Source organism: Paucibacter sp. Y2R2-4, assembly GCF_025717535.1.
GTDB lineage: Bacteria > Pseudomonadota > Gammaproteobacteria > Burkholderiales > Burkholderiaceae_C > Paucibacter_A.
On the sequence record NZ_JAJIRO010000004.1, the window covers coordinates 564,572 to 580,907 of the forward strand.

The 16,336-nt window shown below is 64.1% G+C and carries 11 protein-coding genes; 8 read left to right on the forward strand and 3 right to left on the reverse strand.

Going from position 1 to position 16,336, the window contains the following annotated elements; genetic code table 11:
• The first annotated feature begins 17 nt into the window (after window positions 1-17).
• Window positions 18-902 carry a LysR family transcriptional regulator gene (locus tag LNV06_RS17615; protein ID WP_263539603.1) on the forward strand — a complete coding sequence of 295 codons (885 nt, stop codon included), beginning with the start codon at window positions 18-20 and terminating at the stop codon, window positions 900-902.
• 1 nt (window position 903) lies between these two features.
• Here the strand turns inward: LNV06_RS17615 and LNV06_RS17620 are convergent, their stop codons facing one another.
• Window positions 904-1,836, reverse strand: coding sequence for a Gfo/Idh/MocA family protein (locus LNV06_RS17620; RefSeq protein WP_263539604.1), 933 nt, complete (start codon window positions 1,834-1,836; stop codon window positions 904-906).
• Between the two features lie 27 nt (window positions 1,837-1,863).
• Window positions 1,864-2,700, reverse strand: a complete 837-nt coding sequence (locus tag LNV06_RS17625; protein WP_263539605.1) for a polysaccharide deacetylase family protein — start codon at window positions 2,698-2,700, stop codon at window positions 1,864-1,866.
• A 415-nt stretch (window positions 2,701-3,115) separates the two neighbouring features.
• Here LNV06_RS17625 and LNV06_RS22620 point away from each other — a divergent pair, with 415 nt between their 5' ends.
• From LNV06_RS22620 to LNV06_RS17655, 5 genes are all read left to right on the forward strand, one after another.
• The gene (locus tag LNV06_RS22620) at window positions 3,116-4,657 is read left to right on the forward strand and encodes a methyl-accepting chemotaxis protein (RefSeq protein ID WP_318013520.1); all 1,542 of its coding nucleotides are present in this window, start codon (window positions 3,116-3,118) and stop codon (window positions 4,655-4,657) included.
• A 234-nt stretch (window positions 4,658-4,891) separates the two neighbouring features.
• Window positions 4,892-7,564 carry a 2-oxoglutarate dehydrogenase E1 component gene (locus LNV06_RS17640; RefSeq protein ID WP_263539606.1) on the forward strand — a complete coding sequence of 891 codons (2,673 nt, stop codon included), beginning with the start codon at window positions 4,892-4,894 and terminating at the stop codon, window positions 7,562-7,564.
• Window positions 7,565-7,745: 181 nt separating this feature from the next.
• Window positions 7,746-9,395 carry a methyl-accepting chemotaxis protein gene (locus tag LNV06_RS17645; RefSeq protein WP_263539607.1) on the forward strand — a complete coding sequence of 550 codons (1,650 nt, stop codon included), beginning with the start codon at window positions 7,746-7,748 and terminating at the stop codon, window positions 9,393-9,395.
• Window positions 9,396-9,653: 258 nt separating this feature from the next.
• On the forward strand, window positions 9,654-10,433 hold the full coding sequence (locus LNV06_RS17650; protein ID WP_263539608.1) for an SDR family NAD(P)-dependent oxidoreductase: 780 nt from the start codon (window positions 9,654-9,656) through the stop codon (window positions 10,431-10,433).
• A gap of 52 nt (window positions 10,434-10,485) precedes the next feature.
• Entirely contained in the window at window positions 10,486-11,070 is a 585-nt protein-coding gene (locus tag LNV06_RS17655) for a TetR/AcrR family transcriptional regulator (protein WP_263539609.1), read from the forward strand.
• Here LNV06_RS17655 and LNV06_RS17660 read toward each other — a convergent pair.
• Complete coding sequence (locus LNV06_RS17660; protein WP_263539610.1) at window positions 11,067-12,758, reverse strand: HDOD domain-containing protein; 1,692 nt, start codon at window positions 12,756-12,758, stop codon at window positions 11,067-11,069. The two genes, LNV06_RS17655 and LNV06_RS17660, sit on opposite strands and share 4 nt — an antisense overlap.
• 384 nt (window positions 12,759-13,142) lie before the next feature.
• Here LNV06_RS17660 and LNV06_RS17665 point away from each other — a divergent pair, with 384 nt between their 5' ends.
• Both LNV06_RS17665 and LNV06_RS17670 read left to right on the forward strand, forming a co-directional pair.
• Complete coding sequence (locus LNV06_RS17665) at window positions 13,143-14,276, forward strand: efflux RND transporter periplasmic adaptor subunit (RefSeq protein WP_263539611.1); 1,134 nt, start codon at window positions 13,143-13,145, stop codon at window positions 14,274-14,276.
• Between the two features lie 13 nt (window positions 14,277-14,289).
• On the forward strand, window positions 14,290-16,302 hold the full coding sequence (locus LNV06_RS17670) for an ATP-binding cassette domain-containing protein (protein WP_263539612.1): 2,013 nt from the start codon (window positions 14,290-14,292) through the stop codon (window positions 16,300-16,302).
• Window positions 16,303-16,336 lie beyond the last annotated feature (34 nt).

Here is a 16,336-nt window from a genome sequence, read left to right on the forward strand (position 1 = left end):
AGCCAATTCAGCAAAGCATGATTGCAAAAACGCAATACACGATGACGCCCGCCGATCTGGACATCTTGCTCGCCCTGGTGCGCGGCGGCACCTTGGCCAAGGCCGGCGAACGCCTAGGCGCCGATGCGTCCACCGTGTTCCGCGCCTTGCAGCGCATTGAGCGCGGTCTGGGGCGCAGCCTGTTTGAGCGCAGCCGCAGCGGCTATCTCGCCAGCGAACTGGCCACGCAGCTGGCCGAGCATGCCGAGCAGATGGAAGCCACGCTAGAAGCCGCGCGGGCCTCGGTGGAGGCGGCACCGGCGCAGATCTCCGGCACGGTGCGCATCTCCAGCACCGACACCGTCTTGCATGCGCTGGTCGCGCCCGCCTTGCAGACCCTGAAAGACAGTCACCCCTTGCTGAACTTCGAGCTGCACACCGGCAATGAGTTGATCAGCCTGACGCGCCGCGACGCCGACATCGCCGTGCGCGCCACCAAGCGGCCCCCGCAACATCTGGTCGGGCGCCAGATCGGGCCGATCCGCGTGGCGCTGTATGCGGCCAAGCGGGGCGGCGTGCGCGACTATGCCGATGTAGAAGCGGGTCAGGTCGATTGGGTCGCCCCCGACGACGCCTTGCCCGAGCACCCCTCGGTACTCTGGCGCAAGCGCTACTTTCCCAAGGCCAGCCCGCGCTACCGGGTGGGCAGCATCCTCTCGGTGTTGGAGTTGGTGGCACTGGGCCTGGGCGTCGGCATCCTGCCGCTCTTCCTCGCTGAAGGGCGCCGCGATGTAGTCCGGCTGACCGAGCCGCTGGATGAAGCGGAGACCGAGCTGTGGCTGCTGACCCACCCCGAGTCACGTCATCTGCGTCGCCTGGCCACGGTGTATGCCCATCTGGGCGAGCATCTGAGCCTGCCCTGACTCAACGGCCCGAGCGAGGCGGCTCGACCTCACCGCTTTCAATCGCCCGCACGATCTGCTCGCAGAGCCGGTGAGTCTCCAAAGCATCTTCGGCCCAACTCGGGTCCGGCGAGGGCGCTTGCAGCGCGGTAAAGAACTGCTCGATGATGGCTTCGAAGCCGCGCCGTCGCAGCACCGGCTCCCAGTCCCCAAAGCCATGGCGCTGCTCGCGGCCCCGGACGGTTTCGCGGGCCTGATTCAGGTCTTCGATGCGCCAGCTGCTGCCGGGGCTCATCAGCTCCAGTGTTTCTTTGCTGGCGCCGCTGTCGCGGTCCATCACGCCAATGCCGGTGAAGCCCGGCGCCTTGAATTGCACACTGACATGATGCAGCAGGCCACGCTCCATCCGCGCCGACACCACAGGCGCAGCCAGCGGCCCCGGCGCCAGAAATCGCAAGGTGTCGACCACATGGATGAAGTCGTCATAGATGAACTCGCGCGGCGCCGCCGGCTGGCCGATGCGGTGCTTTTGCAGCAGCGCCAGATGGCGACCCGGCAGGGCCAGCAGGCCGCGATAGAGCGGTGCGCAACGTCGATTGAAGCCCAGCATCAGCAGGCGCTGGCGCGCGCGGGCCAAAGCCACCAATGACTCCGCCGCGTCCAGCTGAAAGGCAATAGGCTTGTCGAGATAGACATGCACGCCCTGCTCCAGCAAGGCCGTTGCCACCTCCATGTGCGAGTCGGTGCTGCTGTGGACAAAAGCTGCAGTGGGTGCGAAGCGCATCAGCGCATCCACACTCGTGGCCCGATGTGAGATCCGGTACTCCTGGGCCAGGGCTTGCAGGCGCTCGGCATTGCGCGAGCACAGCACCAGCTCCACATCGCGGCGCCGGCTCAGCAGCGGCAGATAAGCTTTTTGGGCAATGTCGCCCAGGCCAATGACTGCGATGCGCATGCGAGGCTTGTCCTTGTTCAAATCACTTCAGCGCCGGCGCGCCGCGTGCAAATGGCTGACGATGTTGACGAAGCTGTCCACCCAATAGAGCTGCGGGTTGTCGGCCAGATGCTGGAGCAGGGCCTGATGGGCTTCTTTGGAAACGCTCAGGTGATCACCGCCAATGCCATGGAAGGTGATGCTGGCCAGGGTCCCTTGAGCAGCCGCTTGCTGGACGATGGCAATCAAGGCCGCGCCGCTGACGCCGTCCGGCCCCGCGGTGGGCACATCCCAAGGGTCCAAGGCGGCCAGCGAGGCCACCGGCCCGCCGACGCGCGTCTTCATGCCCAGAAACTCCGACTTCACCGCCGGGAAATAGGGCTGGCCCGCGGCCAAGGGGTCGGTGCACGGGGCTGTAAACGTACGACGCGTCTGGCCATCAATGGCCTGCAAATAGGCATTCGCCAGCACGACTTCTTCGCGCATCTGAGCCACGCTGATGTGGTCCAGATCTCGATGCGCCGCCACCCAGTCGCGGCCTGGGGCAGAGCGCGAGCAGGGATGGAACAAGGTGTGGTTGCCGAGCTCATGGCCGGCGGCCGCGGCACGGCGCCATTCAGGCAAGCGCTGGCTGACCGTGGGACTGGACAGCGTCAAATAGAACGTGGCCTTCAGACCCAAAGCATTCAGCGCGGGTAAGGCGTTATCCAGCTGCGACGGCAGTGCGTCGTCATACGAGAGGCTGACCGCCGCTTTGGCAGCACCCGGCCATTTGAAGGCTTCGCTATGTGCACCCGGGCTCCAGCCCGCCAGCGTCAGCAGCAGCGCTGCGCTGGAGAAAACCCTGCGCGGCCACAGCCGCCATTCATGCCAAGTCCTCGTCATCACCATCGCGCGCCTTTTGCTTCGTTTCGCCAAGTGGGGCTTGGCATGCCGCGCCCATGATACGCAGGAGCTTGAAGCGAAAGCTGCACGCTCGCGTACTTTCGAACTTGTGAAATCCCCACATTTTCATGGGTGATGTTCACAGCTTTGTCGCTTTGGCTTCTTAGCATCAGCGCCGACCGATTGGATGATGAATGCCAGGGACAAAAGGCCTTGCTGTTGCCCCGGCAGACAAGTCCGAACCGCTATGACAGAAATGTGAATACAAGCTCCCTAAGCAGGCTTTTGGACCGATGGATAAAGGCAAAGGCCGAAAGAATTGCGGGCCGGTTGCCTTGAGAAAATCTTGCTCTTCATAACGTGCAGGTAACCGGTCACATCAACAGCAAATCGCTGCAACCCGGGAGCGAAAAAAATGATCTTGAATCAACTGCAGATTGGCACCCGCCTGAAACTGGCCTTTGCCCTTGTGATCGCCCTGTTGCTGGCCAGCCTGATGGCCGGACTTTCAGCGCTGCGCCATGCCAGCGAAACCATGGACCAAGTAGTGGACGACCGCTATGCGCAGATCGCGCTCAGCAGCGCCATCAAGAACGTGGGCGACAAAGGGGTCATCACCATCGGCCGCATCCTGCTTGCCGACGGACCCGAGCAAGTCAAACGTTATATGGATGAGTACGCAAGCCTGCGTGCGACCAATACCGAGAACTTCGCGAAGTTCGAAAAACTGCTGCACACCGAGGACAGCAAGGCCATCTTTGCCGAGCAGACCGAAGCCCGCAAAGCCTACGGTGCGGCGGTGCGTAAGTTCTTTGACCAGATGAAGGCCGGCAAGCGCGAAGAGGCGATGCAAACCTACCAGGGTGAAATGGCCAGCCTGCAGCCGCGCTACTACTCGTTGATCGACAAGATGGTGCAGCACCAAGAGCAGGGCATGAACGCCGATGTGGCCGAAGCCAAGGCGGCCTCGCAGCGCTCGCGCTGGGGCATGATGCTGTTCTCCGCCGTCGCGGTGTTGCTGGGCGTTGCCACGGCCATCTCCATCACTCGCTCCATCGTGCATCCGATCGACCGCGCCATCCACATGGCTGAGGCCGTTGCCGCCGGCAAGCTGACCTGGAAGATTCAAGACAGCAGCAAGGACGAGGTGGGCCGTCTGATGCAGGCCCTCAAGAATATGGTGGACAGCCTCAACCGTATCGTCTCCGAGGTGCGCAGCGGCGCGGATCTGATCGCCTCGACCTCGCTGCAAGTCGCACAAGGCAATCAAGACCTGTCGGTGCGGACCGAACAGCAGGCCAGCGCTTTGGAAGAAACGGCTTCCGCCATGGAGCAGCTGACCTCGGCCATTCGCCTGAGTTCGGACAACGCCAATCAAGCCAACCAATCGGCGCTGCAGGCTTCGTCGGTGGCTTCGCAGGGCGGCGAAGTGGTGGGCCAAGTGGTGGCGACGATGAGCTCGATTGCCGACTCGTCCAAGCGCATCGTCGAGATCATCAGCGTGATCGACGGTATCGCCTTCCAAACCAATATCTTGGCTTTGAACGCAGCGGTCGAAGCCGCCCGCGCCGGTGAACATGGCCGCGGCTTTGCGGTGGTGGCCTCGGAAGTGCGCAGCTTGGCGCAGCGCAGCGCGCTGGCCGCCAAGGAGATCAAGTCCTTGATCGACAACTCGGTCGATCAGGTGGACCGCGGCAGCCAGATGGTGGAGCATGCCGGCGCCACCATGCAACAGGTGGTGACCAGCATCAAGCGTGTCAGTGACATCGTGGCCGAGATCAGCGCCTCCAGCCGCGAGCAAAGCATGGGCATTGAGCAAGTCAACGAGGCCATCGTGCAGATGGACGATTCAACGCAAAAGAACGCCGCCATGGTCGAGCAAAGCACGGCGTCGGCCCGTGCCCTGCAAGACCAGGCCGACAAGATGGCCGGCCTGGTTCGCACCTTTTCGCTATGAATTGAACTGAACTCGACCCGACCCACACGAGAACTCGCTACCCAGGAGTAGGGCCGCCCCCGTTGGAGGCCCGCCGTGATGCCAAGAACACACGGAGACAAAAGCCAGCGTCAGACGCAAGTTTGATGCAGGCCCAGCCATGGATACAGGGCGCCACAGAGCGCCGCCATGGGAATCCAAGCGCCAGAGCGACATCGCCCTGGCCTTGCTTTTTCGAAAACCAGGGAGAGTCAGATGTTGAGTTCCTTCACCCGCCGCCACAGCTGGCTGCAGCGTTGCCGTTTCAATGCCATTGAGTCCCTGCTGGACTGCCCGCCTGGCCATGCCGCTTACGCCACGGCCGGCGTGCAGGCCTGGATGGAGGCTTACCGTCGCCAAGGCTACCGGATCGCCCGACTCGACCCGCTGGACTTGGCGCCTCGCGCCGATGAAGCAGCGCTGAACCCCGCGAATTTTGGCCTGGCCGCAACTGACACTTTGCCGCAGGACGCAAGCGTGCTCGGGGCCGCCACCGTCCATGAGTTGGAAGCCCGACTGCGCAGCCTTTACGCCGACAGCTTGAGCCTGGATTGCAGCGCCGTGCGGGACGAAGCTCGCAGCACCTGGTTGTTCCGCAAGATGGAGTCCTTGCCTTCGGCGGGCCAAGTCTTGAAGAGCCAAGGCCCGGCCTTGCTCGAGCGCCTGGTGCAGACCCAGGCCTGGGAGCAGCATGTGGCTGCTTGCTATCCGCAGGCCAAGCGTTTTTCTCTGGAAGGCTGCGAGGCGCTGTTGCCGCTGCTGGATGCACTGATCACCCAGGCCAGCGCACAGGGCGTGGGCGAGATTTTGCTGGGCATGCCGCATCGCGGCCGGGTCAATGTGCTGGTCAATCTGATGGGCGTGCCGGCCCGCCAAGTGCTGGACTACTTTGACCGTGAGCGCGCCCAGCCGGTGCATCAACGCGATCTGGTCTATCACCTGGGTGCGCGGCGCCAACTGGCCACGCCTCATGGCGAGGTCGGACTCAGCCTGGCCTTCAATCCCTCGCATCTGCAAAGTGTGCACCCGGTGGTGGTGGGCATGACAAGGGCTGAGCAAGACCGCGGCTTGGGCCACAGCCCTGGCCAAGCCTTGGCTTTGGTGCTGCATGGCGACGCCGCCGTGGCCGGCCAGGGGGTGATGATGGAAACCTTGATGCTGAGCCAGAAGCCCGGCTACGCCACGGGCGGCACGGTCCATGTGGTCATCAACAACCAAGTGGGCTTCACCGAGCTCAACCCCATGGACGGCCATTTGCCGCGCTATTGCACCGATGTCTCGCGCATGATTGATGCGCCGGTGCTGCGGGTGAGCGCCGACGCGCCGGAGCAATTGCTGCGGGCCGCCCAACTGGCGCTGGCCTACCGCAGCCGCTTCGGCGCCGACATCTTCATTGACCTGATCGGCTACCGCCGCCCCGGCCATTCGGAACATGATGTGCCGGCCCTGACCAGCCCGCAGCGGCAGGCCCAGATCGACGCGGCGCCCAGCGTTGTTGAACGCTTTGCCCAGCGCTTGCAGACGGCCGGCCTGGGCAGCGCCAGCGATTGGCAAGAACGCATCGCTGAGGCGCGTGCCGCAGCCTTGCAAGGCTTCAGCGCCGAGGCTTCGGAAACACCTGAGGCGCCTAGCCCACAAGAGGCGCCCGAAGCCATCAGTCGGTACGACGCTTTGCCGAACAATTTGCCAAACGACTTGCCCACTTGGCAAGCCCTGGTTCAAAGCCTCACCCGCTTGCCAGAGGGCTTTGCGCCGCACCCGATGGTGCAAACCTTGATCGAAGACTGGCAAGCCATGGCGGCCGCTGAAGACGCGCGGGTCGATTGGCGCTTTGCCGAGAACCTGGCCTTTGCACACCTGCTGCAAGCGGGCAAGCATGTGCGCGTCTCCGGCATGGACGCCCAGCGCGGCACTTTCTTTCACCGCCTGGCCGTCTGGCATCCACAGTCCGGGCATGCACAGTCCGGGCACAACTCCAGCCATCCGCAGCATCTACCCTTGCAGCAGTTGCCGGGCGCGACCGGGCGCTTCGAGATTTACAACTCACCGCTGTCCGAGGAGGCCGTGCTGGGCTTTGAATACGGCTACAGCCTGCAGGCGCCGCAAAGCCTGGTGATCTGGGAGGCGCAGTTCGGCGACTTCGTCAACGGCGCGCAGGTCTTTGTCGATCAATACATCGCCTCGGGTGAAGCCAAATGGGGTTGCGCCTCGGGCCTGACCTTGTTGCTGCCGCATGGCTATGAGGGCGTCGGGCCCGAGCATTCCAACGGTTTTTTGAGCCGCTTCCTGCAACTCTGCGCCGAAGGCAATCTGCAGGTGCTGATGCCCAGCACTGCGGCCCAGTATTTCCATATGCTGCGGCGCCAGGCCTTGGCGCGCCATCGCAAGCCTCTGGTCGTGATGAGCCCCAAGGCCGTGCTGTACGAAGAGCCTGGTTCCCACTCGCCGCTGCAGCAGCTGATGCAGGGCCAGTTTGAGACCGTGCTGGATGACGACACGGGGCTTGATCGCAGCGCAGTCGAGCGTCTGGTGCTGTGCAGCGGCAAGGTTCACTACGACTTGCTGCGCGCCCGCCGCAGCGAGGGCGGCCGCCAGCCGCGCAGCGCGCTGCTGCGCGTGGAGCAGCTCTACCCCTTCCCGGCCGAACGCTTGGCCGAGCTGCTAGCCAGCTACCCGAACTTGCGCGAGGTGGTGTGGGCCCAAGAAGAGCAGCTCAACCAAGGCGCTTGGGCTTTTGTGCGCGATGCCATCGCCGCCGTGCTGCCTGCGGGCCTGCCCTTGCGCTGCGCTGCGCCACCCAACCGGGCTGGAGGTGCCAGCGCCAATCTGGCCGGGCACCGTGAGGTCCAAGCCGCTTTGATGGCCGAGGCCCTGGGCCTCTCCAGCTGAAAGCTGCCCCGGCTAGGCGGTAGTAAGTCACGCTGCGCGCCGGTCCGGCTGGGACCGCGCGCGCAGCGCACAGCATGGCTGGGTCGTCTTGACTTAAATCAATGACGACAAGCGCGGCAAGCCCGAACCTCGCGCCCTCGATTCACGGTGAGTCGACGTTCACGACGTTTCAGCTTTTTTCATGCGCATCAATCTGCCGGTCATTCCGCACGAATACCCTTTTCCCAGCGGCCAGACGCTGGTCTCCACCACCGACACGCAAGGCCGCATCCTGCATTGCAACGCGGCCTTTGTTGAGGTCAGCGGCTACCGCAAAGAGGAATTGCTGGGCCAGCCCCACAACCTCATCCGCCACCCGGACATGCCTTCTGAGGCCTTCCGCGATATGTGGGCCACCATCGGCGCCGGCAGCCCCTGGTCGGGCTTGGTGAAGAACCGCCGCAAGGACGGCAGCCACTACTGGGTGATGGCGAATGTGACGCCGCTGCTGCATGCCGGTCAGTTGAGTGGTTATATGTCGGTGCGCTCCGAAGCCAGCCGCACCCAGATTCAGGCGGCCGAAGCCCTGTATGCAGCCCTGCGAGAAGAAGCCCGCCAAGGCCGGCGCATCCACGGCTTGCAAGCCGGTCAATTGCACAGACTCGATGCGCGCGGCCAAGTCCGCCGGCTGCTGCAAGCGCTGGGTCGTGCTCGCGGCGCCCTGCTGCCCGCTGGCTTGGGCCTGCTGGCCTGGTCGCTGGGTTCGGGCGTCTGGGGCTTGAGCCTCAATGCCGGGGTGGCGCTGCCGCTGGTGGCTGCTGCGGCCCTGGCCCTCGATGCGCTGGCGCGGCGACGCAGCCAGGCTGCGCTGCAACAAGTGCAAGGCTTTGCCAACCAGCTGGCAGCCGGCGATTTGAGTCAAGAGCTCAAACCCAGCGGCCATGGCTTGACGCGCGGGCTGGAGGCTTCGCTGGCGCAGCTGCGCGTCAATATGCAGGCCTTGGTCTCCGACACCCGCAGCGAGTTGGCACGCATGACGGCCGTCAGCCAGGAGATCGCCCAGGGCAACCAGGACCTGGCCCAGCGCACCGAATCGCAGGCCGCCAATCTGGAAGAAACCGCCGCCAGCATGCAGCAGATCAGCGCCACGGTGAAGCTCAGCAGCGACTCGACCCAGCAGGCCTCCGGCGTGGTGGGTGAGCTGAACGCTGTGTCGCAGCGCAGCGGCGATGCGGTGCATTCGGTCACCACCACCATGGGCGCGATCGCCCAGTCCTCGCAGCGCATTGGCGAAATCATTCAGGTGATCGACAGCATCGCCTTCCAGACCAATATCCTGGCCCTCAATGCCGCCGTGGAATCGGCCCGCGCGGGCGAACATGGGCGCGGCTTTGCCGTCGTGGCCACCGAGGTGCGGGCGCTGGCGCAGCGCAGCTCGAATGCGGCTCGCGAGATCAAGCAATTGATTCAAGAGTCCACCGAGCGTGTGGAGGCCGGCGAACGTCAGACCGCTCATGCGCGCAGCAGCATCACCGCCACCTTGCAATCAGTGCAGCAATTCGCCCACCTGATGGCCGGCATTGATGATGGCGCCCGCGAGCAGCTCAGCGGCATCTCACAGATCTACACCGCCATCCAGCAGATCGAAAGCATCACCCAGCAGAACGCGGCCTTGGTGGAGCAATTGGCGCGCTCGGCACTGCAGATGCGCGAGCAGGCCGACGAGGTGAACGCCTCGCTGAGCGTGTTCCGCCTGCGTCGCGACGAAGCCCGGCGCCCCCTGCCGGATGCAGTCAGCCTGCGCAAGGCGGCACGCCCAAGCTCGGCTGCAATGGCCACACCGCTGCATTGATCGCAGGAAGCAGGCGGCCTTGCACCGCCTGACTGGAGCCGCCGCCCAGCCTGCTGTCCTGGCGGCTTGCGGTGCTTGCAAAACTCGCTATCATGCCTACCTATCGGAAGGTTTGTCTCTCTTGAGTGGGGACATCCCGGGCTCAGTCCTGGCCCCATGCGATGGAAATCGACCTCTCGATACCCCACGCAGACTTCGGTTTGCTTCTTTTTAACTCGAGTACCTACCTATTGGTAGGTCATTATTCGGAGAATCAACATGACAGCAGCATTCATCGGCAAGAAACTTTTGGTCATTGGCGGCAGCAGCGGCATGGGGCTTGAAACTGCCCGCCTGGTATTGGCGCAAGGCGGGCGCGTCGTGCTGGTCGGCCGCCGTGCCGACGTCGGCGAAGCCGCGCGCCAGCAACTGACCTCGCTGGGTGAGATGGCGTTTCTGAGCGTCGATTTGAGTCGGGACACAGAAGTCCAGTCCTTGATCCGCCGTCTGGACGAAGAGCATTCCGACATCGACCTGCTGGTCAATGCCGCCGGCGTGTTCTTTCCCAAGCCCTTTCTGGCCCACGGCCCGGCCGATTACGACCAGTACATGGCGCTGAACCGGGCCTTCTTTTTCCTGACCCAAAAAGTGGCGCAAAACATGGTGGCTCGCGGGCGCAAGGGCGCCATCGTCAATATCGGCTCCATGTGGGCCCAGCAAGCCATCGCGGCCACGCCCTCGAGCGCCTATTCCATGGCCAAAGCGGGCTTGCATGCGTTGACCCAGCACCTGGCCATGGAATTGGCCCCGCACGGTATCCGGGTCAACGCGGTCTCGCCCGCAGTGGTGGAGACGCCGATCTATGAGGGCTTCATCCCCAAGGCCGAGGTGCACAGCGCGCTGCAAGGCTTCAATGGCTTTCACCCACTGGGGCGAGTGGGCACGCCGCGCGATGTGGCGGAAGCGATCACCTTCTTGCTGTCGGACAAGGCCGACTGGGTCACCGGCGCGATCTGGGATGTGGACGGCGGCGTGATGGCCGGTCGCAACCAAGCCTGAGCGGCTTTTACAATGCTTCTACCTACTGGTTGGTTAACAAGACCATTTGTCCATGAAGCATTTTTCCGAACTGACGGCCTCGGCCGAGCGCATTGTGGACGCGGGGGAAGCCTTGCTGCAGCGCTTGGGCTACAACGGCTTTTCCTATGAAGACGTGGCCCAGATGGTGGGCATTCGCAAGCCCAGCGTGCATCACCACTTCGCCAGCAAAACCGAGCTGGGCGTGGTGGTGGCGCAGCGCTACACCCACCGCTTCCGTCAGTCGCTCTTGCACATCGAAGGCAGTCAGGCGCAAGCGCCGGAGCGACTGAAAGCCTATGCCGAGCTGTTTGAAGCCACCTTTGCGCAAGGCCGGCGCCTCTGCGTCTGCGGCATGCTGGGCGCCGAGTCCGACGCATTGCCCGCCGAGCTCAGCACCGAGGTGCGCCGCTTTTTTGAGGTCAATCTGAGTTGGCTCACCGAGGTCTTCAGAGCCGGTCAAGGCAGCGGCACCTTGAGCGCACGCGTGCCGGCCGAAGAAGCGGCCCGCGCCGTGCTGGCCGCCTTGGAGGGCGCCATGTTGGTGGGACGCGGCCTGCAATCCGAGTTCGGCCCACGCCGCGTGATGGAAGTCCTGCTGCTGTCGTTCGCCGCTTAAGCCTTGGGCGGTGTCCGCAAAGCCACCATCAGTTGGTTGCGCAGGTTCTTCAGCAAGGTCAGCGCTCGGTCATTGACGACCATGCGGCCGACCTCGGACTGGTCGCCATACATCATGCCCAGCACCTTGCCCTCAAAGACCAAGGGCAGCACCAGAAAAGCCGCGCCGCGCACCCGCTTGGTGAACCATTCGGGCAAGCGCTGGCTGATGACGGGATCGCTGGAGTCCACGATCAAGGTGTCGGCATTCTTGGCGCAGAGCAGGCCGAACAACTCATTCGGGGGCTGCAAGGGAATCTGGAAATGCGGGGCCAAGACCACGGCCTTGTCGCCCACGCCCACGCGCCCGGTGAGGTTGCCGGTGCTGGGGTCCAAGAGGCAGACGATGACGCGCTGCATGTCCAGCGCCTTCATCATCAAGCGCATGCTGGCGTCCATCACCTCGGCCAGCGGCGCGCCGCGCTTGTTCATGCGGCTCAGTTGGTCCACCGCATCAGCCAGATCCTCGGCCAAGGCCTTGCGATAGGCGGCGGAGTTGGGGTCCAGCTTGGGCGCGGCCTGGGCCGTTTTGGCGGACGGGCCTCCGGGGGTCAGGGTGATGCCCAAGGCCTTCACCAAGTCCAGCCAGACGGTGCGCGCACGCTCCACCATTTCGGGCAAGGCTTCGGGGTCCAGCCCTAGCGGCAGGGCCCATTCGGCAGCGAACTTCTGCACCACCTGCTTGCGCGCTTCGGCGCGCTCTTCCGCGTCACCCTCTTCGGGCGCATTCATCAACTCCAAGGCCAGGCAATTGCTGCCGGTGCACAGAGCGCGCAGGTATTCGTTGTCGCTCAGCACCCGCTCTGGGTCGCTGGGGCGAAGGGACTGCATGCCAGCCAGCAGGGAATCGGGCCAGCCCCACATGCCGGCCACCTTGATGCCGATGTCCTCAATGCCCATGCCCCAGCGTTGACGCGCCAGTTTCTCGCGGGCGTTGTGGCGTTCGGCCGAGCCGAGCACCAGCTCGTCGGCGTCCAGCAAGTCTTCAATGACCTGGGCGTCTTCTTGAAAGTGCAGCCCGGCCAGCAAATCACCCAGGCGCTGGAACATCGCAGTGATGTAGATGCTGTCGATGTGTTTGCCGCTGGTGCACAAATCGTGAGCCAGTAGCGCCGCGTACTGCGAGCGGGCGAATTCCAGCCGCAATCGGTCTCCGTCAGCGCCCTTGGGCAGGCGGTCAAACAGCATCAGCGAGCTGGCCAACATGCCGACGTTTTGAAAGCCCATCAGCGCCACGGCCCGCTGCATGCAAGTGATCTCGCCGCCGCCGGCGGTGCGGTAAAACGCCGCATTGATCAGGCGCAGCAGCTTGCTGACCATGGCCGGATCGTCATAGATCAGGCCGGTCAAGGCGCGGGCGTGGGAGCGCTCGGAGCGCGCCACCTTTTGAATGCCCTGCACCGCATCTTTCATGCTGGCAAAGTCGGTCTGGCCCTCGATGCTTTGCATCAGCCGCAGCAGGCGGTTGCGGCGCAGCGCCTCTTCCTGTTCTTCCGCGGCCTGCCGTTTGGCCGCAGCCGCTTCGGCCGCCGCTGTGTCCTCTGCGCCACCCGCCGCGCCCTCTGCAGACGACTCCGTGCCAACTCCGCCCACCTGGGCTGCATCGGCTTCCGCTTTAGGCGCCGAATCTTTGACTTCACTTTCACTCATGGACGGTTCTCAGGGGCTTTGTGGGGCAAACATGGGAGGGGCTGGGCAGTGCGGGGGAGGGCTGGGCAGATTAGCACCAATCCCCCCGGAGCGAGCGCTTGAAAACCGATGAAAAGGCTGGCACCAAGGGCCCAAATTGAGCGGCGTGCAATTTCACAAAAGGCTGCCGCATTGAATATTTGATACCCAGCCAGATCTCGATTGATCTCGGCTATGAGCCAATTGGTCGCGCCATAGCGCAGCAGGTCACAAAAGCCAAGCCGCACGGAACGCCGATTGCTACATTGCCGCCACTGATGATCAACCCAGCTGGATGCAAAAGAGAGCATGACTGTGCAAAACAAAAACAAGGCAAGCCGAGGGAACTGGCTGAAATCCTGGCGCGTGCGTGCCGCCATTTTGGTCCTGCTGGGTGGCGCTTACGGCGCCTACAAAGCCCTGACACCACCGCCGCCGCCCCCTGCGCCCCCAACTGGCGAAGTCACCCTGGCTGACATCAGCCAAACCGTGCAAGCCGCCGGTGTGCTGCAGCCGCGCCTGAAGGTGGATGTGGGCGCGCAGGTCAGCGGCCAGGTGAGGCAGCTGCATGTGCAGCTGGGTCAGCAGGTCAAAAAAGGTGATTTGCTGGTCAGCTTAGACCCCGAGTTGGCACGCAGCGATCTGGCGCAAGCCGAAGCCTCGGTGACGCAGCAAGTCGCCTTGATCGAGGTGCGCCAAGCGGACCTGAAGATTGCCCGCCGCGAGGCCGAACGCCAGCGTCGCTTGTTGGCCGGCGATGCCACCGCGGCGACGGAGGCCGAGCGCGCCGAGACCGATTTGGCCAAGCTGGAGGCCGATCTGCGCGGCCAAAGCGCCAGCTTGAAGCGCCTGCAGGCCGAGCTGGAAAAACGCCGCCTGTCGCTGGGCTACACCACCATTACGGCGCCGATTGATGGCACGGTGGTCAATCTGCCGGTGCAAGAAGGGCAGACCGTGATCGCGGTGCAGATCACCCCGGTGATGGTGACCTTGGCCAATTTGGATGTGATGACCGTTCGGGCACGGGTGCCGGAGGCCGACATATCCCAGATCCAAGTCGGCCAAAAAGCCCGCTTTGTGACGCTGGCCGGCGAGGCCCAGCGTTATGACGGCAAGGTGCGGGTGATTCAGCCGGTGCCCGAGCGCGCCGGCAATGCGGTCTTCTACAACGTCTTGTTCGAGGTGGACAACCAAGCCCGCAAGCTGCTGCCGGAGATGACGGTGCAGGTCAATATCGAAACCGGCCGCGCCAGCAAGGTGCTGACCGCGCCTATGGTGGCCCTGGGCGAGCGCGACGACGAAGGCCGCTTCGCCGTGCAGGTGCTGGACGCCCATAACAAGCAAAGCCCACGCAAGGTACGCACCGGCTTGCAAGACGGCGCCCGGGTGCAGGTGCTGGAGGGGCTGAAGGCCGGCGAGAAGGTACTGCTGGCCCCGCCTACGGCCGCCGACCAAGCCGCCTCGGCAGCTTCGGCCGCCTCCACAGCCGCCGCCAAATAAGCGCCGCCTCGCTATGCATCCGCTGATCGAACTGCGCGGCGTTGGCCGCCATTACCGGCTGGGCGCCATCGACGTGCCGGCGCTTGACGACATCAATCTGAGCATCCAGGCCGGGGAGTTTGTGGCCGTGATCGGCCAGTCGGGCTCGGGCAAAAGCACCTTGATGAATGTGCTGGGCTGCCTGGACAACCCAACCGTGGGCCAGTTCATCATCGACGGCCAGGACGCCAGCCAGCTCGGCCCCGATGAACTGGCCGGCCTGCGCCGCGAGCGCTTTGGCTTCATCTTCCAGCGCTACCACTTGCTGCCGCATATGGATGCGCGCGGCAATGCGGCTCTGCCGGCCGTCTACGCCGGCTCCAGCAGCAAGGCCAGGCGCGAACGCGCCGAGGCGCTGCTGACCCGCCTTGGCCTGGGCGAGCGCATGCACCACAAGCCGAATGAGCTGTCGGGCGGGCAACAGCAGCGCGTCTCCATCGCGCGCTCGCTGATGAACGGTGGCCAGATCATCTTGGCCGACGAACCCACCGGCGCCCTCGATTCGCAAAGCGGTACCGAGATGCTGGACTTGCTGCGCGAGCTGAACGAACGCGGCCACACCATCATCTTGGTGACCCACGATGCCCATGTGGCAGCGCATGCCCGCCGCATCATCGAGCTGCGCGATGGCAAGGTGCTGAAGGACAGCGGCACGCCCGATGACCATATAGCGCCCAGCAGCTTCAGCGGCGAGACCGCCGCCTTGCCGCGCAGCAGTTGGTGGGGCCGCCAGCAAATGCAGTGGCGTGAAGCGCTGCAGTCGGCCGGGCAATCTTTGCAGGGCAATCGTCTGCGCACCGCCTTGTCCATGCTGGGCATCAGCATCGGCATTGCCGCGGTGGTCTCCATCCTGGCCCTGACCAGCGCAGCACGAGGCAGCATTGAGAAAGACGTGGGCAGCTTTTTGTCGGGCCGCATCCCCGTCTTCAAGGGCAATTCGTCCTTACCGCCCGGTACCCAGGCCAAGTCCTTCATGCCCAGCGAGATCGAGGCGATTCGTGCCCTGCCTGGCGTCAAGGCGGTAACGGTGGAACGCGAAGCGCAGCTGACCGCCCGCCAGGGCAGCCGTGATGCCATGGTGACGGTCTTGGGCTCCGAGCCGCAAACGCTGGCCGCCCGCAAGCTCAAGCTGGTGGAGGGGCGTTATCTGAACGCCATGGACTACGCCAACTCCAGCCTGGTGGCGGTGATCGATGACAAGGCGCGCAAGTCTTTGTTCAAGCCCGGCGAGCCGGCTCTCGGCCGCACCGTCCTACTAACTCCACAGCCCGGCGGCACAGAAGGCAACGGGCTCACGCCGCCTGCTGTGGGCATCGCCTTGCCGGTCACCATCGTCGGCGTGGTTGGCCAAGACACCGGCGGTGCGGTCAACTTCGGCGCTTGGCTGGGCCAGATCTTGATCCCGCACACCACCTTTGGCCGCAAGCTCGATGTGCGTGTGGACGCCGACCGCTTCAATGTGCTGCTGGACTTCAGCCTGCCACCCGAAGAGGTGCAAAAGCAGCTGACCTACCGGCTCAAGGCCTTGCACGGCATCGAGGACTTTGAGTCCTGGAATGCCGCCGAAGAGTTCAAAAAGTTCCAGCAGATCACCGGGGCGATGGCACTCTTGTTTGCCGGCGTCGGCGCGATCTCGCTGCTGGTCGGCGGCGTCGGAGTGATGAACATCATGCTGGTCTCGGTCAGCGAACGCACCCGCGAGATCGGCATTCGCATGGCCGTGGGGGCGCGCCAAGGCGATGTGCGGCTGCAGTTCTTGGTCGAAGCGGTGGTGCTGTGCTGCTTGGGCGGTCTGGTAGGGGTCTTTCTCAGCTGGCTGGGGGCGCAAGGCATCAATGCGCTGCAGCAGTCTTTGAAGGTCGAGGTCAGCTGGGCGGCTCTGGGCGTGGCCTTTGCGGTGTCCAGCTTTGTGGGCCTGGTGTTTGGCACTTTACCGGCGCGACGCGCTGCGGCACTGAGCCCGGTGGATGCATTGGCGCGCGAATGAAGACGATGCAGAAAGTAGCAGCAATGAAGCTCCA